General features: G+C 44.4%; 20 protein-coding genes and 1 tRNA gene. 16 read left to right on the top strand and 5 right to left on the bottom strand.

Annotated elements, in window-relative coordinates; genetic code table 11:
- Window positions 1-168: 168 nt before the first annotated feature.
- The 10 genes from ACTRWF_RS13140 to ACTRWF_RS13095 all read left to right on the top strand — a co-directional run bounded on the left by ACTRWF_RS13140 (window position 169) and on the right by ACTRWF_RS13095 (window position 11,782).
- Window positions 169-1,698: a DUF3369 domain-containing protein gene (locus ACTRWF_RS13140; protein WP_462835676.1), complete on the top strand. Its 1,530-nt coding sequence runs from the start codon at window positions 169-171 to the stop codon at window positions 1,696-1,698.
- Window positions 1,695-3,047 carry a GAF domain-containing sensor histidine kinase gene (locus tag ACTRWF_RS13135; RefSeq protein ID WP_012518823.1) on the top strand — a complete coding sequence of 451 codons (1,353 nt, stop codon included), beginning with the start codon at window positions 1,695-1,697 and terminating at the stop codon, window positions 3,045-3,047. The genes ACTRWF_RS13140 and ACTRWF_RS13135 overlap by 4 nt, the downstream gene beginning before the upstream one ends.
- 122 nt (window positions 3,048-3,169) lie before the next feature.
- Complete coding sequence (locus ACTRWF_RS13130) at window positions 3,170-3,406, top strand: alpha/beta fold hydrolase (protein WP_012518824.1); 237 nt, start codon at window positions 3,170-3,172, stop codon at window positions 3,404-3,406.
- A gap of 189 nt (window positions 3,407-3,595) precedes the next feature.
- Complete coding sequence (locus tag ACTRWF_RS13125) at window positions 3,596-4,492, top strand: tyrosine-type recombinase/integrase (RefSeq protein WP_012518825.1); 897 nt, start codon at window positions 3,596-3,598, stop codon at window positions 4,490-4,492.
- A gap of 138 nt (window positions 4,493-4,630) precedes the next feature.
- On the top strand, window positions 4,631-4,891 hold the full coding sequence (locus ACTRWF_RS13120; RefSeq protein WP_012518826.1) for a hypothetical protein: 261 nt from the start codon (window positions 4,631-4,633) through the stop codon (window positions 4,889-4,891).
- A 375-nt stretch (window positions 4,892-5,266) separates the two neighbouring features.
- Window positions 5,267-6,133, top strand: a complete 867-nt coding sequence (locus ACTRWF_RS13115) for a hypothetical protein (protein WP_012518828.1) — start codon at window positions 5,267-5,269, stop codon at window positions 6,131-6,133.
- Window positions 6,134-6,573: 440 nt separating this feature from the next.
- Window positions 6,574-7,425, top strand: a complete 852-nt coding sequence (locus ACTRWF_RS13110; RefSeq protein WP_012518829.1) for an AbiJ-NTD4 domain-containing protein — start codon at window positions 6,574-6,576, stop codon at window positions 7,423-7,425.
- Between the two features lie 398 nt (window positions 7,426-7,823).
- Window positions 7,824-8,408, top strand: a complete 585-nt coding sequence (locus ACTRWF_RS13105; protein ID WP_012518830.1) for a recombinase family protein — start codon at window positions 7,824-7,826, stop codon at window positions 8,406-8,408.
- A gap of 618 nt (window positions 8,409-9,026) precedes the next feature.
- Window positions 9,027-10,274 carry a hypothetical protein gene (locus ACTRWF_RS13100; RefSeq protein WP_250245376.1) on the top strand — a complete coding sequence of 416 codons (1,248 nt, stop codon included), beginning with the start codon at window positions 9,027-9,029 and terminating at the stop codon, window positions 10,272-10,274.
- 101 nt (window positions 10,275-10,375) lie between these two features.
- The gene (locus ACTRWF_RS13095; protein WP_023559752.1) at window positions 10,376-11,782 is read left to right on the top strand and encodes an SNIPE associated domain-containing protein; all 1,407 of its coding nucleotides are present in this window, start codon (window positions 10,376-10,378) and stop codon (window positions 11,780-11,782) included.
- Between the two features lie 210 nt (window positions 11,783-11,992).
- On the opposite strand, the gene ACTRWF_RS13090 is transcribed toward ACTRWF_RS13095, so the two are convergent.
- The 4 genes from ACTRWF_RS13090 to apbC form a co-directional block, all read right to left on the bottom strand.
- Window positions 11,993-12,069: transfer RNA gene (locus ACTRWF_RS13090), tRNA-Pro, on the bottom strand.
- A gap of 140 nt (window positions 12,070-12,209) precedes the next feature.
- Window positions 12,210-13,646 carry an SLC13 family permease gene (locus tag ACTRWF_RS13085; protein ID WP_012518478.1) on the bottom strand — a complete coding sequence of 479 codons (1,437 nt, stop codon included), beginning with the start codon at window positions 13,644-13,646 and terminating at the stop codon, window positions 12,210-12,212.
- A 169-nt stretch (window positions 13,647-13,815) separates the two neighbouring features.
- Window positions 13,816-14,409 carry a dCTP deaminase gene (gene dcd / locus ACTRWF_RS13080; RefSeq protein WP_012518477.1) on the bottom strand — a complete coding sequence of 198 codons (594 nt, stop codon included), beginning with the start codon at window positions 14,407-14,409 and terminating at the stop codon, window positions 13,816-13,818.
- Window positions 14,410-14,565: 156 nt separating this feature from the next.
- Window positions 14,566-15,672, bottom strand: a complete 1,107-nt coding sequence (apbC, locus tag ACTRWF_RS13075; protein WP_015067501.1) for an iron-sulfur cluster carrier protein ApbC — start codon at window positions 15,670-15,672, stop codon at window positions 14,566-14,568.
- A gap of 108 nt (window positions 15,673-15,780) precedes the next feature.
- Here apbC and metG point away from each other — a divergent pair, with 108 nt between their 5' ends.
- The gene (gene metG, locus ACTRWF_RS13070) at window positions 15,781-17,808 is read left to right on the top strand and encodes a methionine--tRNA ligase (RefSeq protein WP_462835675.1); all 2,028 of its coding nucleotides are present in this window, start codon (window positions 15,781-15,783) and stop codon (window positions 17,806-17,808) included.
- Window positions 17,809-18,153: 345 nt separating this feature from the next.
- The gene (locus ACTRWF_RS13065) at window positions 18,154-18,993 is read left to right on the top strand and encodes a mechanosensitive ion channel family protein (RefSeq protein WP_012518474.1); all 840 of its coding nucleotides are present in this window, start codon (window positions 18,154-18,156) and stop codon (window positions 18,991-18,993) included.
- 179 nt (window positions 18,994-19,172) lie between these two features.
- Here ACTRWF_RS13065 and ACTRWF_RS13060 read toward each other — a convergent pair whose 3' ends face one another.
- Window positions 19,173-20,030: a methyltransferase domain-containing protein gene (locus tag ACTRWF_RS13060; protein WP_462835682.1), complete on the bottom strand. Its 858-nt coding sequence runs from the start codon at window positions 20,028-20,030 to the stop codon at window positions 19,173-19,175.
- An 84-nt stretch (window positions 20,031-20,114) separates the two neighbouring features.
- Between ACTRWF_RS13060 and gloB the strand changes: the two genes are divergently transcribed.
- The 4 genes from gloB to ACTRWF_RS13040 all read left to right on the top strand — a co-directional run bounded on the left by gloB (window position 20,115) and on the right by ACTRWF_RS13040 (window position 24,247).
- Window positions 20,115-20,906: a hydroxyacylglutathione hydrolase gene (gloB, locus tag ACTRWF_RS13055; protein ID WP_012518472.1), complete on the top strand. Its 792-nt coding sequence runs from the start codon at window positions 20,115-20,117 to the stop codon at window positions 20,904-20,906.
- 64 nt (window positions 20,907-20,970) lie between these two features.
- A complete protein-coding gene (locus ACTRWF_RS13050) occupies window positions 20,971-22,635 on the top strand; it encodes a lytic transglycosylase (RefSeq protein WP_020743832.1) in 1,665 nt (554 codons plus the stop codon).
- Between the two features lie 34 nt (window positions 22,636-22,669).
- Window positions 22,670-23,701, top strand: a complete 1,032-nt coding sequence (locus ACTRWF_RS13045) for a hypothetical protein (RefSeq protein WP_012518470.1) — start codon at window positions 22,670-22,672, stop codon at window positions 23,699-23,701.
- 120 nt (window positions 23,702-23,821) lie between these two features.
- Window positions 23,822-24,247: a halomucin gene (locus ACTRWF_RS13040; protein WP_231129113.1), complete on the top strand. Its 426-nt coding sequence runs from the start codon at window positions 23,822-23,824 to the stop codon at window positions 24,245-24,247.
- Window positions 24,248-24,457: the final 210 nt, after the last annotated feature.

Genomic DNA, 24,457 nt, shown 5'->3' with positions numbered 1-24,457 from the left:
CGCATTGAAGAATCTACAACTGTCTTCGACATTCTATTTGCTTCCCTCGATTAACGCTCTCGGACGACAGAGAAAAGTTAAACTTTCGATTAAATCGGGCTTTGGCAATTTGCGATAATCGCATTCGTAGCATACGTTTAAACTAAAAATAAGCCTTGTTGTTTACGTATGTCCCTATTTAAGAAATCAAAAACTGAACAATCCGCTCCGCGTCTAGCCCCTTGGAAAATAGCGATTATCGACGATGAAGAGGGAATACATGAAATTACCAAGTTAACGCTGCGCAAATTTACTTTTGAAAAGCGTGGCGTAGAGTTTTTATCTGCCCACAGTGGAGAAGAAGGTTTAGCCCTCTTCAAAGCACACCCCGACATCGCGCTGGCGTTTGTAGATGTAGTGATGGAAACCGACGATGCTGGGTTAAAACTGGTAGACGCCATTCGAAACGAGCTTAATAACCATGTTAGCCGCCTTATATTACGAACTGGTCAGCCCGGCCAAGCCCCAGAAGAAGATGTTATCCGTCGGTACGATATTAATGATTACAAAGCAAAGACTGAGCTTTCTTCTTTAAAACTGAAATCCTGTGTTTACACCGCCATTCGCTCTTATCGTGATATCCAGACCATAGAGCAAGGTAAACGTGGAATGGAGGACGTGCTTAAATCCTCTTCATCTGTATTGGCCAGCCAGTCTTTGGCCCAATTTGGGACAGCGGTGCTTAAACAAACGCTGACCCTTTTAAATTTAAATAATTCAGTGCTCTACCTGTCTACCCAGCACACTGACCTCTATGGTGATACCACTATGACGGTGTTAGGGGCCAGTGGCGATTTAATTGGGCTGTGTGAGCCCGGCATCTCAAAGCAAATTCCAGAAAGCATTGCTGATGAAGTCAACCAAGTTCTGTTAAGCAAAACGCACCTTCAAACGAAAGACCGTTTTATTGGTTATTACCCTACAGGGGAAGACAGCCACAACATTTTGTATGTGAAGCTTAATGAACCGTTAGACGCCCTTCAACGCAAAACCTTGGAAATGTTTGCATCTAACGTGGCTATCATTTTTCAAAATCTCACACAAAAAGAAGATATCCAGCAAACCCAGAAAGAGCTAATCATGGTGCTTAGCGACGCCATTGAAATGCGAAGCAAAGAAACCGGCGGCCACGTTAGGCGGGTTATTTTAATGACTGAGTTTTTGTCAGAAAAACTCCACATGAGTAGAGAGTTTATTGACACCATTCGATACTCAGCGGCGCTTCACGACGTGGGTAAAATCAGTATTCCTGAAACCATTTTGCACAAGCCGGGCAAGCTTGACCCAGAAGAATGGGAGATTATGAAAACCCATGCGCAAAAAGGCTATGATTTGCTTGCCGACTCGGATCGCATTGTTGCAAAAATGGGGGCCATCATTGCCAAGACTCACCACGAACGATGGGACGGCAATGGCTATCCCGAAGGTTTATCGGGCGATGATATTCCCATTGAGGGCCGAATTATGGCCATTGTTGATGTGGTTGACGCCCTACTATCTAAGCGCTGTTACAAGCCCGCCTGGAGCGAGGAAGACGTAAAAGCTTACCTTGAGGAAAACGCAGGCAAACAGTTTGACCCACTAATTACCCATATCATGCTTGAACATTTCGACAGAATACTAGAAATACGCGCGCTAGAACCGGACGAAGATGAATGAAAGAAGCATTAGAGTTAATTTTACTACGTGTTAGCCAAAGCGAAGATATTGATAAAGGTGAATTGAATGTTGCGTCACGGCTTATTATCAACTCGGTCTGCGAAGGGTTGAAAATTACGCGAGCAGGTATTTGGCTATACGACCAACTGCAAACACTTGTTCAGTGTACCTTATTAATCGATAAAGGGAACGACCTAGATAGCGAAAGCTTGGTGCTCACCCGTAAAGATTTCCCACACTATTTCGAAGCCCTAGATTCAGGGAGAACCATAGCCGCTCACAACGCGCTAACAGATGTTGCCACGTTTGAGTTTGCTGACGTCTACCTCGGCCCTTTAAATATTAGCTCAATGCTTGATGTTCCTATTCGACACAGAGGTAAAATGATAGGAATAATTTGCTGTGAGCATCAAGGTGAAGCGCGACACTGGGAGGCTGATGAGATGGTATTTGCCGCCTCTTTGGCCGACTTATATGGCCGCGCGGTAAGCGCTAATGAACGCGCTGATTATGAAGCGCAACTACTCGAAGCGAATCAAACGTTAGAACAAAAAGTAAAAGATCGCACAGCAGAGCTCGAGGCCGCCCAAGAAAAACTTATCGAGTCAGAAAAAATGGCCGCCTTAGGTAACCTTGTAGCTGGCATCGCTCACGAAGTTAACACACCTTTAGGTATCGCACTCACCTCTGTCAGTAACTGCAAAGAAGAGCTAAAAGACATTTATCGAGACTTTGAAAATGATGAATTGACTGAACAAGGCTTTAAAGATTTTGAAGCAATATGCTCTGAAGGATTAACTCTAGCGGAAACAAGCCTGGTGCGGGCCGCGCACTTAGTTCAAGACTTTAAGCGAACCTCTGCCGATCAAACCTCGCTGGAAATTGAGGAAATTGCGCTGGATGAATATATTCCACGGGTTTGTAATCCATTAAAACCCATGCTTCGCAAGGAGCAAATCGAGCTTTCTATAGACGTCACGCCCAAATTAGTAATTACCACTTGTCCGGGCATTATTGCCCAGCTATTAACGAACTTAATATCGAACGCGCAGCGTCACGCCTTTGGTCCGTCAGTAGACAACGATATAAACAAAGTTGCTGTAAGCTGTAGCCAAAATGACAAAGGTGTTGTAATAAGCGTTCAAGACAATGGAAAAGGCATTCCTGAAGAGCTTCATACAAAAGTGTTCGAGCCGTTTTATACAACTGCACGCGATAAAGGTGGCACGGGTTTAGGCTTGAATATTTTATACAATCTTGTTCGACAGAAGTTTAACGGAGAAATTGACTTAATCTCAGCCCCAGGGGAAGGAACTACGTTGACGGTTTGTATACCTGTTGAAAGTTAGTGCTATTTTACTTTATAAACCATTTGCGTTGATTGAACCAAAACAAGAAGCGCGGCATAGTTTAAATGTCGTGCTTACGACAGACCTATGGCCACCAATACATGTAGTTGCTTTTGGGCTATATGAAACAAAGAAAACAATACCGAGAGCATTGGGTAGTTGCACTTCAAAATGCCGACGTTCCGGTTCGACTAACTGCTGGCATGATAGATCCTATTTCTGGCGCACACATGATGGCCAGATACAAAGCACTTATTCCAAACGCTGACGTGGTTGAGGTTACTGATATTGGGCATTACCCGCAGATTGAAAGTGCTGAGTTGGTTTTAGAATCAATTTTTGGATTTATTGAAGATTAGGTGCGTGGGTGTCGCTTCTTAGAGAGAGAAGTTGGTCGGTGTGAGAGGATTTGAACCTCCGACCCCTGACACCCCATGCCCACCCGCGCGATAACGCTGCGAACTCTACGCGCACCTCCCAAAGTCAATACTGGCAAGGGCTCAAGAATTTCACTTCCATTAACCTTTAAGTATTTTGGAGTGAACGAAGTGGCAACTATCCGTCAATTAAAATCAGGCAACTGGAACGTACAGATTCGTGAGCAAGGTAAGCGAATCTCTAAGACTTTTCCAACTCAACAAGAAGCAGAACGTTTCGCCTTAATGGGCTCAAATGAATTGTCTTTTCACGAGGTCTGCGACAAATATCTTGAGCACATGGGCGATTCTGTGCGTTACCGTGTGCGATGCTTGAAGAAAAACTTTAAGTCGCCTCCTACCCTAGCAGAAATCGAAGCATTTAAGCGTCAGAGACTCAAAGAAGTAAAGAGCAGTACCGCGAGATTAGACTTACAGATGCTGTCTCGCATCGTTAAGTTTGGCATTAAACACTTCGAGTTAGATTGGCCATTTCCTTTCAACGACTTCAAATATCCTCCTGAATGCCAACCACGAGACAGAGTAGTAACACAGAAAGAGTTAAAGCTATTGCTTGAAGATTTACCTCCATTAGTTGCATCTGCTGCTGAACTCTCTTACGAGACTGCTATGCGTAGAGGAGAAATTGTAAAGATACAAAAGCAACATATAGAGTTTCACCAAAACAGACTTTATGTTCCTGAAGCCAAGAATGGCTATTCACGCTACGTTCCGTTAAACGCAAAGGCAACTCAGATTTTAAAAGACAGGCTTGTGTCATGTAATAATCATCAAATCCTCTACAACGTTACAGCAGAAAGTCTCTCGAAGGCTTTTAGACGAGCATGTAAACGCCTAGAAATAACCGGACTATCGTTTCATTCAATGAGGCATTCAGCTATCACTAAGTACGCTCAAAGAGGCCTTTCGGTTAACCAATTAAAAGTTATTTCAGGGCACCGTTCAACTGAGATGCTGGAGCGATACACACACCTTGGGGTTAAGGACGTGGTTTCTCTGATGGACTGAGTAGTGAAAGTGGCAAAGTTCTATTCATTGTCACTCATTCTGGGAAATAACCACAACTAACCATTACTCACAAACGACCATTAAGTTGCTGATTTTATTACAATAAATTACCATTCAGATGAATAACTGGAGCGTGTAATGAGTAAAACAGTAGAAAAGAGAGTTTCCTTAACCCAAGGACAACTAAATAAACTCGGCAACTTAAAAATCAAGAGCGGTGACACTATTAATTCTATTGTCGGAAAAGCAATTGATGAATACCGCTTCACACCCGATGACGCAGAAGTAAGTAAACACGTCAGAGTGGTGTTGTCAGTCCTTAATAGTTTGGAGATCGAATCTCACCTGAAGGCGAAGGTTATTAAAAGCCTTATGAGTGAGTTGGCATGGATGATTTAGAGCCTCTTATTATTCTGTATGAAGAACATGAGCTTTGTAGAAAAAGCAACGTCTTGCAGTATCTCATGCGCTCCAACGGAATCGAGTACCTTAAAATAACTGTAGGAAATAATTGGGTGAGCAAAAACCAACGCAAATACAAACTACCGACAATGTTCATGGGTAAGGTGCATTTTGGCTCGCTACAACAATTTAAGGACTTTTTGAATCGTTAGCTACTGCAAACCCTCTTTACGAGACTTTAACAGCGATTATAACTTTTACAAAATAAACGAGAAGCTTAATTGTACCACCTAAGAGTACTACCTTATCAAGATGTCTTGCCCTCAAGATTGAGCATTGTAAACTGAACAGAATACTTAGACAGGAAGCCTGATGACAACAAGAGTACTTGTAGATAACTGTATTTTCAGTGATGCGAACATGCTTCAAGGAGCAAAGCTAACTACATATAAGGATAGAGAACAAACCGAAGTCTCTTCGTTTATCGTGGGTTATATAAGAAAACCTCCTTTACCGGAAAAACAAGCTCGACGTCAAAATGAAATTGATTGGTTTCCTACTATTGCTCAGCTCTCTGAATATGAACATATAAAGCTTTTTACTTATGATGAGCTTAATTTTGAGAGTTGGTTCAGGTCTGTAGATTCAAAGATTGGTAACGTTTTCAGCGAGAGTAGTGTGACGTTTGTAGAACCCGCAATATCAAGAAGCCACTTTCGCCAAGGAGATTTGCTGGAGCAAATTCGTTCTGAAAATAAAGTAGATTTTTTCGAAAGCCTCCTAAAGTGGACGCCAGACCTTTTTCAGTCAACTGAGTTTGAAAGTTATTTACCGAAATTGACTCTAGATTCCATTAAAAATATAGACCGCTTTAAAAAAATAGCTGAAGCCCTGACTGCTGAACAATTGCAAGATGCTTTTCATCTATGGACAGCTGAAGTGAATGATATTCCCTACTTTCTAACCATTGACTTCAAGTTTATTAATGCAATTCGTAATAAAGCCAAATCAAAGAAGAAGCCATTCGATATGGTTTGTGAACCCATCACACCACAGGAATTAAGCAAGAAACTAGGCATAAAAACTCCTTATGCTTACAAGTATTCCCATGACGAATTTATCGGTTATGGCGGTGGCACTTTTAAAATTGAAGACTACGGCAAGCCTCGCCGTAAAGAAAATGGACTGCATCGGTTATTTAAATGGGTGCGGCAAAGAGTTTTCACTACAAAACTCTGAAAGGACAAATCGTCAGTGACGAAGTCCCTACTCCCCCTAGGGCGTTTCTGCACATTGCGGAAAACCGGATATACAACCTTCAAACCAGTCGTAACGTTCATTTGAACAAACACGAAGATAATGCAAGGTCGTCAAAGTCTACAAGACATGCTTACTCTCGTTTAGAGGTCACTTTGCGACAGCACTAGAACAAATTGGTAGTCCTGAAGACATCGCTACGAAACTAGCAGGACACAAGCAGTTGTCCTTGACGTATAACTTGTATAGTAAGTATAAGAACAAGGACGAACTGTGGCAGTATGTCGAGAGGATTCACGAGGCTGACTGCTTGAGATTGCTCAGTTAGAAACGTAATTACAATCAAGCTATGCACTTGACTAATTCTTTACTCACACAGAAACTACCAAGCCACTGTATCCGATGGAAGGTTTAATAACAGGATGAAATTTAGTCAGCGAATAGGTATTACCCCAGTTGAGACAGCACTTCAAACTGATGGTATGACACCAGAACTCAGAAATACGCTGTGGAATATACTCGATTTACATGTCTGGTCATCTGTCGGATTTATGCGCTCAAATAGTGGACATCCAAAAATTATGAGTTTGGGGAAGGTGCTATGGTTTGCCTACTTCAAAATGCCCATAGACAATATGCCGAACAACCCGCACGCAACTCTCGCTTATATCAGAAAGCAGTTCTTTGGCTGCCTGTGGTACCAAGTATATGACATGCTGGAGTTTTTATTCAGTGCGCTCAAGACACTAGTCTCTGAAAGGATAAATAATGAGCTGGTGAGTAATTTGAATACAGTGCTCGAAAAAGAACTTTCAGGGTTTCGAGTCATAAATTTAAAATTTGTGCAAGTCACTGATGAAGTAGAGTTGGAGTCCTTGCGGTATGCATTATCGGAGAGTCCGTTCAAAGGCGTTGAAGTTCACATGAAAAGCGCACTAGAGCATTTGTCTAGAAGAGGGAACCCTGATTATCGCAATTCTATTAAAGAATCAATTTCAGCCGTAGAGAGCATTGCAAAAGAAATTACAGATAATCCTAAAGCAACATTAGGTGCTGCCCTCAGTAAATTAGAGCGCGACCAAAAATTGCATCCAGCTTTAAAACAAGGATTTTCAAATATATACGGTTACACTAATGATGAGGGTGGAATTAGGCATGCCATGCTAGAGGAGCCCAACTTGACCGCTTCAGACGCCAAGTTCTTTCTTGTCTCCTGCGCCTCTTTCATTAACTATCTCAAGTCAAAGGTAATACAAGGTACAAACGTCGATTAAACAGTTGCCTTACTTCAGGTGTTGGCTCATCGAACATCACGAATTAAGATAAGTTTTCACTACATACAAAAATCTGAGAGGCCAAATCGACTATGATGAAGCCTCAACTCCCCCCCATAGGGTGCCTCTACGCACCACAGGAACACCGCTAAGACAATCTTCAACCCAGTCGCAACGTTCATCTTGACCAAACACGAAGACAACGCACAGGCTCTGCTGGTGGCTCAATGTCCTCACTCCGGAAATTTGCGGACTGACTACGAGACCGGAAATATCAGGTTTCGTAACCGTCCACCAAAGTAAACTTTTTTGAACTTACCTATTGACCGTTCACTTACCGTTCATTATCTTATTGGTCACTTAACCTTTAGACTTTATTGAACAGGATGGATTTAATCATGACAGGTCAACTTATCGGTTACGCACGAGTATCAACCACGGGTCAGAAGCTAGACGTACAGCTAGACGCATTGAAGGCGAAAGGCTGCGCTAAGATTTACCAAGAGAAGCGCTCAGGTAAGACAGCAGACCGCCCAGAGCTAGAGAAGATGCTTGATTACGTGCGTGAAGGTGAAGCCATTGTTGTGACCAAGTTAGACCGTTTAGGTCGTTCTGTGGCTGACCTAGCGAACATCTCGAAGTTACTCGATGATAAAGGCGTAGGTCTCATTGTGATTGACCAAGGCATCGACACGACAACGCCACACGGTAAGCTAATGTTCCACATGATTGCTGCTGTAGCTGAGTTCGAGTTGTCTCTACGTTACGAAAGACAGATGGAAGGTATTGCTAAGGCGCAAGAGAAAGGCGTTAAGTTCGGGCGTAAGAAGTCTGTAGACCGTGAGAGAGTCCACCAGCTACGAGAGGAAGGCTTGAGCATGGCTAAGATTGCTGAAGAATTAAGCTGTAGTAAGGGAGCGGTGCATAAGATAATCAATGAGTTCATTAAGCAAAATAATAAACCGAGTAAATTCGAATTATAAAGCCAAGGATTCATGTGGTCTACTACTCCTCTGTTAGACATCTTCAGCACTATCACATCGGAGTCTCACGCTTAACTGTTTGAGGCTCTGTAAAGCTTTCTCAGATCGAGTTAACTTACCCAATGCAATCGTATTAATTGTACCCAGAAAAGCTCATAGAAAGCCGTTGTCGATCTGTAATGATGCTTTGTATCCGCACTTCTCGCTTATCAGTTGTCTAGAGCTAACAACCTTAAAGCTCTTCAGATTTTTTAGATTTACCTAATATTCACTAAAGCCAATAAAATCAAGGGATACACGACTCCCTGACATAAGGGAGAAGCCATATAGAAACTGAAATAGTTTGTCTATCCGTTTCTCATACCCTGTTTTTATCAAATTAAAGCAGACAGTAGTCGACTAACACGTAGTTGCTACATTTCATTCAATTTACTTCCCTTCTTAAACTGTGCCACCTTGAAGATTCGATTCAGACGCACTCAATTGTATTTACTCACTAGCTAACCAGTAATGATAACTTGGTTGGTTATTGGTAAATGGACATTAGAGAACGACTTAGCGACAGACGAGGAGACCACCAGCAGCACTATAGGGGGGAATAAGACAAGGAGAACACTTATGAACCAACTTATGGTTACACCGCAAGAAAACTTCCAGTGGACACAAACCCTCAAGGGGAAGTCCAATACGCCAAATGCAAACCCAATATTCACCTTCCCACTGAGAACCCATAAGGGAGTAGATTCAAAGTTTACCGACTGGCTCACCGAACAGCTGACACAAGGGCGACAACGTATTACCAAGCCAACCATCCAAGCGGTTAAGTGTATAGCTGTCAATCTTGCCTGTGCGATGAACTTAGGCACCGATACAGGTTTCGTATACTCGCTAGGTAAGCGCCTAAAAGCTATCCCGAAGAGATTTCGTAGGGAGCCGTACAGCAGAGACACGATGAACACCTTGCTGGCGCAAGGAGAACAGCTAGGCTTGATTAAGATTGAGCGAGGATTCAAAAGCGAGAACTACACGTCTGGCATTCCGTCACTTATTCTTCCGACTGAGACCTGTATCAATCAAGCTCGCCTTCTGGAAGCAATTGAGGTAACTGACATCTCTGTTCCTATTGACCCGCTCATTCTTCGCAACAATCCTTATGATTACGTTAACTACAGCGACGAACCAAGCACTCTTCGCATGAGAAAGTCGATAATGGAACATAATGAGGTACGCACAAGTTACAACTGGGTATATACATCTGAAGACAACAGAACCATTCAACTATCGCAGTCTGACCTCTCATGCAGACGGATATTCAAAGGGCAATGGTGCATTGGTGGCAGGTTTTACTGTGATGCGCAGAACCTACCTCAAGTTGTCAGAAGCAACATTACGATTAATGGAGAGCCTTGTGTTGAACTTGACTACAAGTCGATGCACCCTCGCCTTCTGTATCATTTATCAGGCGCAGAAGCTCCGAGTGATTGCTACGACATCGAAGGAGTAACAAGAGACAAAGTTAAAAAGATAGCCTTGATTGCGACCAGTACCAGCAGCAAAAACCAAGCAGTCAGAGCGGTATCTTTCCATCTTAAAGTCAACGCTAAAAAGGCGGGTAGCCTTCTAGGGATGTTTGAAGCCAGACATAAGGCTATTTCAGACTTACTTTACCGCAATGCTTGGCAAACACTTCAAAATATCGATAGCAAGATTGCAAATGATGTTATGGATTCATTAACGCAAGAAGCTATTCCTGTGATACCTGTTCATGACAGCTTTATAGTTCCTGAGTCAAAAGCTCATCAGTTACGACAAGCTATGCACGAACAGTATGAAATAAATACGGGGATGGAGGCATCTATAGCCTGATAACACCAAAGGGAAAGGACTCCCAATAATGACTTGATTTTGTATTGAATGAGCACTTGTTATAATGTTGTCAGAAGGATTAGCAGACACGGATTACAGTTATGGGCTCGATTGAAGCTCTTCCAAGTGATTATGGACATATCATTACCTACGCTTTGATTTTCGCAGTCATATCGTTGCTAGTGTTTTCACTATTAAAATCTCGCGAGCTAAAGTCAGAGCTCAACAAAGTCAAATCTCACCTTCAAGACTCGAAGCAAAGAACGACAGAGCTGCTTGAGAAGTACCAACCGATAAGCTCTATTGAAGCTCGTGTGACGGAGCTTAACGCCGAGTCAGAAGCAATCACATCAAACATCCAGACGCTTCGGGCGTCTTATGCGACTAAACGAAAGCTATTTGATGAACTTGAAAGAGAGCTGGCTGTATTTGATGAAAAAATTGAGTTGTCTACATTGGGGTACTATGAACCTCACTTCGACTTTGGAACGTCAGATAGATTCAAAGCTGAAATCACTGCTGTGCGAGAGCAGCAGAAAGATATGCTGAAAGCCAAACAAGCGGCCGTTTGCCATACTGAGTGGAAAGTTAATAACAGTGCCAGAGAAGGTCAGACGATGACAAACCGAGCACTTAAACTAACGCTGAGAGCTTTCAATAACGAATGTGATGCAGCAGTATCAAACGTAAGATGGAATAATATCCGCAGAATGGAAGAGCGCTTATCTAAAGCGAGAGATGCAATAGACAAGCTCAATAAGTCTAACAACATCCAAATCACAGAACCCTATTTCCAACTCAAGTTGCAAGAGCTCAGGCTAACTTATGAATATGCTGAGAAGCTCAGACAAGAGAAGGAAGAACGAGCAGAAGCGAAGCGCCAACTCAGAGAAGAACAACAGCTAATAAAGGAACAAGAGGCAGCGGCAAGAGAACAGCATAAATACGAAGAGCTTGTTGCTAAGGCCAATGCTAAAGCCAATAAAGCTACTGGTGACGAGCTGGAGCGCTTAAAGTCTGAACTTGAAGAACTTGAGGCACAACTAAACGAGGCCAGAGCAAAATCAGAACGGGCTCTATCGATGGCACAACAAACCAAATCTGGTTACGTCTATATCATCAGTAACATCGGTTCATTTGGTGATGGGGTATTCAAAATTGGGATGACCAGAAGGCTGGAGCCCCTAGACCGTGTGCGTGAGCTTGGGGATGCCAGTGTACCATTCACATTTGACGTCCATGCTCTTATTTACTCCGAGGATGCGCCTGCACTTGAAGCTGAACTGCATCGTCATTTCAATGAACATCGACTCAACTTAGTCAACAACCGTAAGGAATTTTTCAGAGTAGATTTAGCTGAACTGAAGGGCAAGCTTGAGGAGTTAAAGCCTGATGTAGATTTTCTGACTGATGCTGAAGCTCAGGACTATCATCAAAGTCTATTAATCACTCAAGACAAAATCAAAGAAGACAACACTGTCAACCGAAAGCTACCTGAAGAAATTTGAAGGAACTCCCGAAGTCAGCAATCGGGCAACTTCACGATTACTTGATACTCTGAACGTATTTAGCAAGTGTGAACAAGATTGTGAACGTTCACAAATTTGACTATCATTGAGCCGAAAGTGAAGTTTGTGTGCAGTCTTGAAGATTGATTTTAAGAAATGCTGTAGAGTACGCCAGATAAGGCTTTAGGGTGTCGCTTCGAAGAGAGAAGTTGGTCGGTGTGAGAGGATTTGAACCTCCGACCCCTGACACCCCATGACAGTGCGCTACCAGGCTGCGCTACACACCGACCGAAAGAGCGAGTAAGTCTACTCAATTTTACTCACAATGCAACGAGAATTAGCAATTAGACGGTTCAAGCGCTCAATTGCTAACCACCTTGTTAAATATCCCCGTAAAACACAGCGTTACAAATGCCGCTAATAGGTGCTAAGCCAATGTCACGTAGCACACTGCGGTAACAACCAAGGCCACCAACACGTTCAGCATCACACCTTCTCTCGCCATGGTTTTTATATCGAACTTTTCGGTTGAATAAGCAATGGCGTTTGGCGCTGTGGCTACGGGTAGCATAAACGCACAGCTTGCGCTTATGGCTGCGGGTATCATTAGCAATTTCGGGTCAACCCCAACCGCCATTCCTGCTGCAGCTAAAATAGGCATAAGCAATGTGGATGTTGCCGTGTTAGACGTGATTTCCGTTAAAAACGTAACGAACAAGCAAATACCAAGCACTATTAAGATAACAGGTAACGTAGCTAGCCCCGTTAGCCAAGACCCCATTAGAACGCTTAGCCCCGATGCCATAAACGCCTTAGCAATACAAATACCGCCAGCAAACAGTAACAACATGCCCCACGGTATATCGTTAGCTGTTTTCCAATCCAGTAACTTGTCGTTATTACCCTTGGCATCAACGTGGCCATTGTCGTTACCACTATTGGTAAAAAACATAGCCGCAACGCCCGCTACGGCAATAGTGCTATCGCTAATTGTGCTTACGCCTATCCACGCTGTCCAAAAGGGCCTGAAGATCCACGCCAGCACTACAGTTCCGAATATCGCCAGCACTCGCTTTTCTGCCCTACTCCACGTGCTTGGCACTGGCAAATCTATATGACCAACTTCTTTGATTCCCCTTGCCAGCCACAACGCCATAATGGGAACGCCAAGAATCACAATAGGTACGCCTGTTTTCATCCAATCGATAAAGCTGTACTCAATGCCTTGCGTTTCCTCATATACACTCATGAAAATAATATTAGGCGGTGTACCGATAGGTGTTCCCACACCCCCAAGGCTTGCCGAATAAGCTATACCAAGAATAAGCGCCACACCAAAGCGTGGGTTATCTACCGCATTGATAATGGCGATAGCCATGGGCAACATCATTAAAACGGTGGCGGTATTACTGATCCACATACTCAGTACGGCAGTGGTTAGCATAAACCCCAGGACCAGCTTTAACGGGCTTCCGCTGCCGGTTAACCGCAGCATATAAATTGCGAAACGCTTATGGAGGTTAGCGCGCTCTAACCCTTTAGACAGCATAAATGCAGCCATTAAAAGAATAATAACGTGGCTGCCAAGCGAAGACGCAGCCTCGCTGTGAGAAAGCACACCAAACAAGGGGAATAACGCGAAGGGTAATAACGATGTGGCCGGAATGGGTAGCGCCTCTGTAACCCAAAGAATGGCGACAAATAGGGTAATGGCTGCGGTAAAGATGATCTCGTTTGGCTGGCCGGCCGTCCACAAGCCAAGGCCGCTAATTACAGACACAATTAGCGCAATCAAGATAATGGTGTTCTTGCGCGTGGGTGTGCGTTGTGTTTTTTCTGACGTAGGTTGAGGGTTTGAGTGCATTGCGCTTCCCTTTACTGATAGCTTTCTTATAAGTGCTAGGGATTGTTGACTTTTTACTGTAACGCAAAGGTCAACAGGCCCTTATTATTTGCTCTTATAATATCTATCAGTAATTCGAGTAACGCACTAGGCTTTTTTTAAAAACGGCGCTTTTATTGTGCAAGTGAGCCTATTTACTTTGGTCATCCGAAGAAATTCGGCTAGCTACAGCACCGGCTTGGCCCTTGTATTTAGCATCAACCCTTGCGTTGTAAGGCTTCTCAGCGGGCGCTGATAACACCTCAAAGCTAAGCGCGCCAATTTTCATTTTTGGTCGAAGCGCTAGGGGCAGTTTACCGCTGTTGTAAAACTCAAGCACGATATTACCCGACCAACCCGGGTCAATACGATGAGCCGTGACGTGCACCATTAGGCCTAAGCGCGCAAGCGATGAACGCCCGTCTAGCCATCCTACGATGTTATCTGGCAAGGTTACCGACTCGTGCGTAATTGCCAGCGCAAGTTCTCCAGGATGCAAGAAAAAGGCTTTACCTTCTTCTAGTTCAATTTCGTCGCTCATTACGTGGTCGAGGGCTTCTTGAACCTGCGCTTTAGGGCCGCTTAAATCAATAAACGGCGCTTGGTGATCTTCAAACACGCGAAATTTATTGCCTAAACGGATATCTACCGTTACACCACTAATCTGATCGTAGTCTGGTGTTGGGTCAATTTTGATTTTTCCATCTTGAAGATGTTGATAGATATCGCGGTCGCACAAGCGCATGGTGTATTCCTCATTTCAGTAGGCCGCTATTATGCGTATGTCACCGCATGCATTCAACTGCTCAAAGGCTTGTTTTCTCTGCTTTTGCGCAATTTTTATAAGGTTTTACCAAATTTAAGCTAAAGCCGTGAGAACGTACATCACGTTAGCAACTCACTAGGCTTTGCCTACTATACCAATAGGGTCGCCTTTTATGTGTTTTGCAGCCCCTTCGCGGGGCTTAACAGTTAGGGCTAATTGCATAGATAGTGCACGTGCCGCCTCGCGATAGCTCTCGCTTAAGGGGCTATCTGGAGAGGTTATCAAAAGCGGCGTGCCGGCATCACCGTGTTCACGAATGTGGATATCAAGCGGCAATTGACCTAAAAGGGGCAATCCGTGACGTTCTGCCAATGCCTCTCCACCATCTTTAGCAAACACGTAATCTTTGGTGCCGCAAGCCCTGCACTGGTAATAACTCATGTTTTCGATAAGCCCTAACACCGGCACGTTAACCTTCTCAAACATGCTTATACCTTTTTGGGCATCGGCCAGCGCTAAATCTTGCGGTGTTGTTACCACCACAGAAGCCGTTAGCGGCACCTGTTGGGCCATGGTCAGCTGGATATCGCCAGTGCCTGGTGGCATGTCAACAATTAAGTAATCCAGCACAGGCCACAATGTTTCATCTAATAACTGTTTAAGTGCCCTACTTGCCATTGGCCCTCGCCACACCGCCGCGTCTTCCTGCGGTACTAGGTAGCCTATCGAGTTAGCCACCAGCCCATGTGCCGATAGCGGCTGCATGTGCTTATTATCTTCGCTTTCAGGGTGCGCCTCCGGGTTGCCGAGCATAATAGGAATAGACGGGCCGTAAATATCGGCATCTAGAATGCCCACTTTCGCACCTTCCTGCATAAGCGCAAACGCAAGATTAATGCTGGTTGTAGACTTCCCTACCCCACCCTTGCCGGAGGCAACCGCTATAATGTTTTTAATATTGGTAACCGGCGCAACTTCAGTTTCCCCACTAGCAACCTTGTGTTTAAACGTGAGCTTGCTCGCATCAAACTTACTTTCAAGCTGCTCAAGCACGGTTTGTTTAAGCGCGTCTAGCTGTGTAGCAATGCAAAACGGTAGAGTAACGGTAATGCCCGCGCTTTCATTGTCGGGGTGAGTGAATGCACACCACGGCAAGGTATCTTCTACGTCTACGCTAAAATACGTGGCCAAAATAGCAGCAACTTTTTGTGTTGCGGGCTTTGCTTTACGAGAAAAGAACATAAAATGCCTTACTAGTAGTAGAATTGTGTGAATTACGTAATGCAAAAAACGCGGTTTTCCGCTAGTATTTGCAGCCATTTTGAAACGCAAAGAATCAATAACGTCATTATGTCAGAAAAACGCCGAATTCTGGTAACCAGTGCGTTGCCATACGCAAATGGCTCTATTCACTTAGGTCATTTGCTAGAACACATTCAAACCGACATCTGGACTCGTTTTCAGCGCCTTCGCGGAAACGAATGTTACAGTGTTTGCGCCGACGATGCACACGGTACGCCGGTTATGCTTAAAGCCCAAGAGCTTGGCATTACGCCAGAAGAAATGGTGGCTAGAACCCGTGCTGAACACCATCAAGACCTTGTTGATTTTCATGTTAACTACGACAATTACTATGTAACTCATTCGCCAGAAAACAAGGCGTTGTGTGAAGAAATTTACACTCGTTTGGATAACGCAGGTTACATCAGCAAGCGAACTATTAATCAATTGTTCGACCCTGAAAAAGAAATGTTCTTACCGGATCGTTTCGTTAAGGGCACATGCCCAAGTTGTGGCGCAGAAGATCAAAACGGCGACAGCTGTGACGTATGTGGCGCAACGTATAGCCCGACTGAAGTTAAGAACCCGCGCAGCGTTGTTTCTGGCGCTACACCGGTACTACGTGAGTCTGAGCACTTCTTCTTTGACCTGCCAAAGTTTGAGGGCATGTTAAAAGAGTGGATCCGCTCAGGTGCCCTTCAAGAAGAGATGGCAAACAAGCTACAAGAATGGTTCACCGAAGGTCTTCAGCAGTGGGACATTAGCCGTGATGCGCCTTACTTCGGCTTTGAAATTCCAGGTGCGCCGAACAAGTTCTTCTACGTGTGGGTAGATGCGCCTGTTGGCTACATGGCAAGTTTCAAAAACTTCTGCGACCAAAACAACCTAGAGTTTGATGATTTCTGGAAGGCCGACTCAGAAGCTGAGCTTTACCACTTTATCGGTAAAGATATTACTTATTTCCACTGCCTATTCTGGCCTGCCATGCTAGAAGGTGCGGGATACCGTAAGCCTACTGGCGTAAACATTCACGGTTTCGTAACCGTAAACGGTGCGAAAATGTCAAAGTCGCGCGGTACCTTTATTAAAGGCCGCACCTACTTAGACCACTTAAACCCAGAATACTTGCGCTACTACTTTGCCTCTAAGCTGGGTGACGGTGTTACCGACATCGACCTTAACTTTACTGACTTCGCACAAAAAGTGAATTCAGACCTGGTAGGTAAAGTGGTTAACATTGCAAGCCGCTGTGCAAGCTTTATCACAAAGCGCTTCGATGGAAAGCTGTCTGACAATGTGATTGAACCAGAACTGATTGCTGAGTTCCAAAACGCATCAGAAAGCATTGCTGCCCTTTTTGAAAAGCGTAAGTATCACCAAGCTGTGCGCGAAATTATGGCTCTTGCCGACAAAGCGAACCAGTTCATTGATAACAATGCGCCTTGGGTTACCATTAAAGACGAGACTAAGCAGCAGTTCACACACGATGTGTGCTCGCTAGGTATTAACATGTTCCGTCTGTTGGTTATTTACTTAAAGCCTGTACTGCCAGTACTGGCAGAAAAAGCAGAAGCATTCTTAAACGACAAGTTCGACTGGAATTCACTGCAAACCCTATTGAAAGGCCACGCCATCAACAAATTTAAGCCAATGATGCAACGTGTAGAAATGGAGAAAATCGACGCCATGGTTGAAGATTCAAAAGAAAGCCTAGCGCCAGCAGCACCGGCTATCGACCCAGACAGCCCGCTTGCTAAAGACCCTATCAGCGACACTATCTCGTTTGATGATTTCGCAAAGGTAGATCTGCGTATTGCACGCATTGCTAACGCCGAGCACGTAGAAAAAGCAGACAAGCTTTTACGTTTAGAGCTGGATTTAGGCGGCGAGACCAAACAAGTATTTGCAGGTATTAAATCGGCCTACTCGCCTGAAGCGCTTATCGGTAAGCACACGGTAATGGTGGCTAACCTAGCGCCCCGCAAAATGCGTTTTGGGATGAGTGAAGGCATGGTATTAGCCGCGGGCCCTGGCGGCGACGAGCTATACATTCTTGAGCCACACGAAGGTGCAAAGCCGGGTATGCGTGTTAAATAACGCCTAAAAGCGCTTCGCATTAAAGCAAGGTGACATTCAACGTTATAAAGCGAAAGGATGTCACCTTTTTTATTGAGCGGTTGATGAAGCCCTCTCATTTGTGAAACCCAAAATCACATAGATAGGTTCATAATGCAAACATACTGGCTTTTAATCTCAGTAAGGTTATCACGCACTATGCAACTCAATCATCACTTACACATTCTTTAAACCACCCGCCTTTCAGTAAAATAGGCTAACGGCCTCTAGTCAACAAAAGAGCCAATGCCACTTGAGTTAATTTACGGCGATCTAACATTCTTTCTTTAACGTAATCAACGTGTTTGATTAACGAAAGAGGTATTTATGGAAGATTTCTTCGGGACTAATATCGATTTATCGGAATTAACCGAAAAAGCGATATCACTGGTGATGACTTATACCCCCAAATTGCTATTGGCTATTCTTACTTTGGTGGTGGGTCTTTGGTTAGTGAATCGTTTTGTAAACCTATTGGATCACCGATTAGGTAAAAAGGACCCCACGTTAAATAAGTTTTTATGCGGACTTATAAGCGCCGTTTTAAAAGTGATGTTGTTGATTTCTGTTGCCTCTATGATAGGTATTGAAACCACCTCATTTATCGCCGTAGTGGGTGCAGCAGGTTTGGCAATCGGTCTTGCATTACAAGGTAGCCTGGCTAATTTTGCTGGCGGTGTGCTAATACTGATCTTTAAACCCTTCAGAGTGGGTGACACCATTGAAGCAGAAGGTTATCTCGGGTCGGTTGCCGAGATACAAATTCTTTATACGGTACTTAACACTTTCGACAATAGGCGTGTTGTTATCCCCAACGGTAATCTGTCTAATGCCACGTTGACTAACGTTAGCGTATACGATAAACGCCGCTGCGACATGACATTTGGTATTGGCTACGATGATGATATCGACAAAGCAAAGAAAATTTTGCAACGTCTGTTTGAAGAGGATGAACGCTCATTGACCGAACCTGCACCTAGGATCTGTGTAGGGGGATTAGGTGATAACTCGGTCGATCTGATGTTTAGACCTTGGGTCGGCACAGATGATTTGTGGCCTTACTACTGGGATATGCAGGAAAAAGTTAAAAAAGCCTTCGATGAAGAAGGTATTAGCATCCCTTATCCGCAGCGAGATGTACATCTGTATAACGCAAGTAACGATTAACCCCCTAAAAGGGAGATAGCTTTCTAAGCTATCTCCAATTTTTCTTTTAAAATTGGCTTATTAACTCGAAAGTCTGGCGACATCGACTATCGCAGCGCAGCACATATCGAAAATAGTTAGCCACTTGTCATCACCACATGCCTAATAGCAAAATGCGTTGCACGTGTATGACGTATACTTTAACGCAGCGAACGGTTCACGGCTGAAGTTCTTGCACTTGCCCCTACTGCAGAAAAGCGCGGTTTTAAATTACGTTTAGGCTTTATAGCAGTCATAGGGATGACCCGTTTTTTAGCCAATATAACGTATACGGCGCTGCACCAGGGCAAATAAGACGCTAAATAGTGCTGAATCTTAGCGGCCCCTTTCCACCGTTGCTGAAAAAATAGCGTAGAGAACAGCACCTGGCGCTGCTCAACAATTTCAAACCCAAGTAGTTGTAGCCAATCTTTCATGCGGTAGGACGTGAAAAAGCGTGCATCGTGTAAAATATTTCCACGCTTAACGGGCAAAAACTTGGCAATTCCGGCAAGGCTTAAAGGGTTAAAGCCGCTAATAATGACGTAACCGTTTTGTGTAATAACGCGGTCTACTTCTCTTAATATTTCATGGGGATCTTGGGCAAAATCTAGCTCGTTAGCCAATAAAAAGCCGTCAATACTGTTTTCAGCAAAGGGTAAGGAATGCGACTCCCCTACGACCATATTTCCTTTGTTGATTGTCGACTCGCTGCTTTTTTCATGTAACTGTGAAGGTGAAACTTTATTGTCGGCGATATCTTCAGATGCGTTATTGGCGTCTAATTGGCGGCCAAACTGGTTATCAAATGGCACTTGGTTAATATGATGCCTTATAGGGCTAGTGTCTAAATTAATCTCGGCACTTAAAGAGCCTAGCTTAGCAAAGTGATATCCAAATATGCGCTCGGCATAATCGTCGCACACCGTTTTAACAGCATCGCGTATGTGCTCGCCCGCGGGGAAGTCTTTCCAACTTGTTGGGTAGCGGGGAGGTTTGGCTCTAAACGCCGATTTCATTATCACTGCGCGCTCTTTGGTTGCTCTGCTGTCCACAAGCCCCTATAGTAACGCATAATTCTACCTACACAAGCAGGTACAAATATGACGGCAGAAACATTTCCTTCAGGCATCACCATTCACCCCATTCCCGCTTTTACCGATAACTATATTTGGTGTATTCACGATGATACCAACGCGATTGTGGTAGACCCGGGTGACGCTGAGCCAGTATTGGCATTTATTAACGCGAAAGGCCTAACGCTGAGTGCGGTGCTCATTACCCATCACCATAGAGACCATACTGGTGGTATTGCCAAACTGGCTACCGCGGTGCCAGAGTTGCCGATTATAGGCCCACGAGGCAATCATATCCGTGGCATCACCAAGTCGGTGGCCCAAGGCGATACGGTATCACTGCCTATATTGAATCTGTCGTTCCAGGTAATGGAAGTGCCTGGACACACGCTCGATCATATCGCCTTCTTTGGCCATGGCGCGCTGTTTTGCGGCGATACACTGTTTTCGGCCGGATGCGGTCGTTTATTTGAAGGCTCGCCCGAACAAATGTATCACTCTTTAAATAAACTCAAGCGCCTTCCCGATGACACCAAAGTGTACTGCACGCACGAGTATACTCAAGCCAACGTTAACTTTGCGTTAGCCGTAGAGCCTGATAATGGCGCACTTAACCACTACGCAGATTGGGTTGCATCGATGCGTGAGCAAAACCTTCCCACGTTACCCAGCAATCTTGAAGAGCAAAAAAACATAAACCCATTTTTACGCGCCCATGAACTTTCTGTAAAAACTGCTGCCGAAGCCTATTGCGAAAATAACCTGGCCGACGATGTAGCAGTCTTTGCTGCAGTTCGCCGCTGGAAAGATGAGTTTTGATGCAATAGTAAACCGTTTATCGTAATATTGACGGTTTGCAGTGCTCCAAGAGGTTTCTTCATATATGCAGTTGAAGTTTTTCCCACTATCGCCGCTGATATTAGCGATAGGTTTAACGGGTTGTCAGTTAACCGATAATAATAACGACAGTGCGCAATTAGAAAGTAACGAGAACGCTTTATTAGAAGCGTGTAGTGAAATTCACAATACCGAAGAAGCCATTTCCGATTGCGAAATTGCAAGAGACGGCGTTATTGATGTTGTTCATCCTAATGACGACGTCTTAGAAGAAGGTGCAGAACTTACCGATACGCCAGATTTACACACGCAGGCCGTTGTCACTAATGTGTGGGAACGGGCCAGCACCAATTTTGCGCTGCCTATTCCAGATGAAAAGCGGATAAGCTCGCAAAGAAAATGGTATCTAAAGCACCCCGAATACATGGCCCGCGTAGTCAAGCGTGCCAAACCTTTTTTGTATTACATTGTTGAAGAAATTGAAAAGCGCGACATGCCTATGGAGCTTGTGCTTTTACCCATCGTAGAAAGTGCGTTCGACCCTTTTGCCTACTCTCACGGACGTGCAGCGGGAATGTGGCAGTTTATACCTGGCACAGGCAAACGCTTCGGTATGCCTCAGAACTGGTGGTACGATGGCCGCCGCGACGTGGTTGCTTCTACAAAAGGGGCGTTAGACTACCTCACATATCTAAACGATATGTTCGACGGAGACTGGCTTCATGCACTTGCCGCGTACAATAGCGGTGAAGGCAGAGTGCAAAGAGCGATTAAAGCGAATATACGGGCGGGTAAACCTACTGACTTTTGGAATTTGAACTTACCGAAAGAAACCCGTGCATACGTGCCAAAGCTGTTAGCCCTAGCCGACATTCTTAAAAACAAAGACGAATATGCCTATTCATGGCCGGAAGTGGAAAACGTAGCGGTTATTGAAGTGGTAGATATTGGTTCTCAGGTAGACCTTGCCTTTGCCGCAGACCTAGCCGGCATGTCGTTAAAAGAGCTACATGCACTCAACCCTGGCTTTAACCGTTGGGCCACATCGCCAGATGGACCACATAGGCTTGTCTTACCCTTAGTAAAAGCCGCCGCGTTTTCTCAAGCTCTGGCCAAAATCGATCAAAAAGAGCGCCTAAACTGGGTTCGCCACACGGTGAAGTCAGGCGACAGCTTGAGTAAAATTGCTAAGCAATACCACACTACGGTGAAAGTGCTAAAAAGAATTAACGAGCTGGATAGCTCTATGATTCGAGTGGGCCAAGCGATTATGGTACCCGTTGCACTGCAAGAACTCGATAGCTACACGTTATCACAGGAACAGCGCCTTGCCAGTTTGCAAAGTGGCAGTGGGTCTAAACAGAAAGTACGCCATACGGTTAAATCAGGTGATACGCTTTGGGATATCGCCCGTAAGTACAAAATAAGCACCAAACAACTTGCTAAGTGGAACGGTATGGCGCCTGGCGATATGCTTCATCCAGGTAAAACATTAGTAATATGGCAACAAGGAACGCCTCAAAACGGCGTTACCAAGAAGCTAACTTACACGGTAAGAAATGGTGACTCCTTGTCTCGTATTGCCAGCAAGTTCAATGTTAAAGTAAGCGACATAGGCAAGTGGAACTCACTAAATACCAAACGTTATTTACAGCCAGGCCAGAAGCTTAAGCTTTACGTAGATGTAACTAGGTCTAGCGCCTCAGGCTAACCCTTGTTCGACTAGCACCAAACAGGATATGGAAATGCTAAGAATTAACCGAGAAAATCTGCGAAACAGTCACGAAACGCCTTGGTTAATTTTAGACTTAGTCATGTTAGGTATACTTTTTGTGAACCTAACATGGCTTATTTTCGATGCGCTTTATGCTACAGACTTTGTATACGGTCTATTAGGTACATATTTCCCCGCCTTTCTTAACGCTTACGACCCAATTCACGCCAACTTCCTGTTGGTCGACTTAGTGTTTATTGCCATCTTCTTTACCGAGTTCTGTTTTCGTTGGGCCGTTGCTATTGTTCGTAAAGAGCACTTACGCTGGTACTTCTTTCCGTTTTTGCATTGGTACGACATCATAGGCCTTATCCCTACTGGGCCTACCCGCCTATTTCGTTTCTTGCGCATATTTTCTATTTTGCACCGCCTGCACAAATTCGAAATCATCGACTTAAATCAAACCGCGGTCTTTCGCTTTTTTGCGTTTTACTACGATGTATTTGTTGAAGAGTTAAGCGACCGAATTGTTGTAAAAGTGCTCAGCGATGCGCAAAAAGACATCTCAGCAGGTTCGCCTTTATTAGACGACATCAATGCTCAGGTGCTGGCACCACGCCGTCCTGTGATTACTCAATGGATGGCAGGTGTCATCAATCATTTAGGTCAGTCAATTCAAAGCGAAGAGCACGGCGAAGTGATTCGCGAACACGTGAGAAAAAGCGTGGGCAAAGCGGTGAGAAGTAATGCACAAGTTTCTTCCCTGCATTACCTACCTGTTATCGGCAAAACCATTGAAAATACGTTGGAAGAGTCAGTCACCGATATCGTTACCACATCGCTAGTGAACCTGTTAAGCGACTTAGACGCAGAGCGCATCGACCATTTCATTTCAGTCGGCATACACGACTATACCCCTACCGCCGATGCACTTGATAAAGAAGTACTTAACGTTGTAAACGAATGCTTAGAACTGGTGAAAGCGCACGTTGCACAGCAGCGGTGGAAGTCACATCTCACCGAAAAAGAATCGGCTATCCCCACTGGCAAGCCCGAAATTTAATTAATTTGCAAAGCGGTAGAGTCAAGGTGAACGCTAGCCAGTATTCTATTCAGCCATTGTTCATACAAATAAGCTAATATAAAGTCCTTACGAATATAATTATAACGATTAGAGGGACTTATGATGAAAATGAAACGCTGCAGAATGTTCAGCCGCTCATTTAACCACGCAATACTAGCAAGTTGTATAACGGCATTTGCTTCAGGCTGCATGGTGATCTTGCCGACCTCTTCTATTTCCACCAACCAAGAACCTGAAAAAATAGTTGAGCGCATTGAATACAATGCAAACCGATGCTGGTCCACACTGCATCAGCCAATCCATAGCGATATAGTCGTAAACACGTACACAATACAAAACGGCTACAAACTCACGGCCAGTCGTAAAGAAGGGAGCACCCCGCAATATCCTTTTTTACACGTCACCGTTACCCACTCAACCTACGGCAGCGAGGTATCTGTTCGAGAAGGTGAGTTTAACTTGGGCACAGACTTAAATTTAAGTGATGATGTAAATCGATGGATAAATGGCGACAATAGCTGTTAAGAATAAAAGTTAGCGAAGGTACTGGGTTCGTCACCGAGAGTAAAATTAAGCTTATCGCCACGTTAAGCCAGCCTTTTTATGCAATGATGGCAGAAACCGAAGAACAAGACGAAATAGCTGTTATTTCTCGCAAAACAGCACAAGCATTAAACGTTAGCTCGGGAGATACCATTTTACTTTCAAATGTTTAGCTTCGTACGTATATCCAAA

The sequence above is a fragment of the Alteromonas sp. G5_S2_22_S1 genome (genome assembly GCF_054968525.1).
This window is presented reverse-complemented; position numbering and strand designations above follow the sequence as displayed.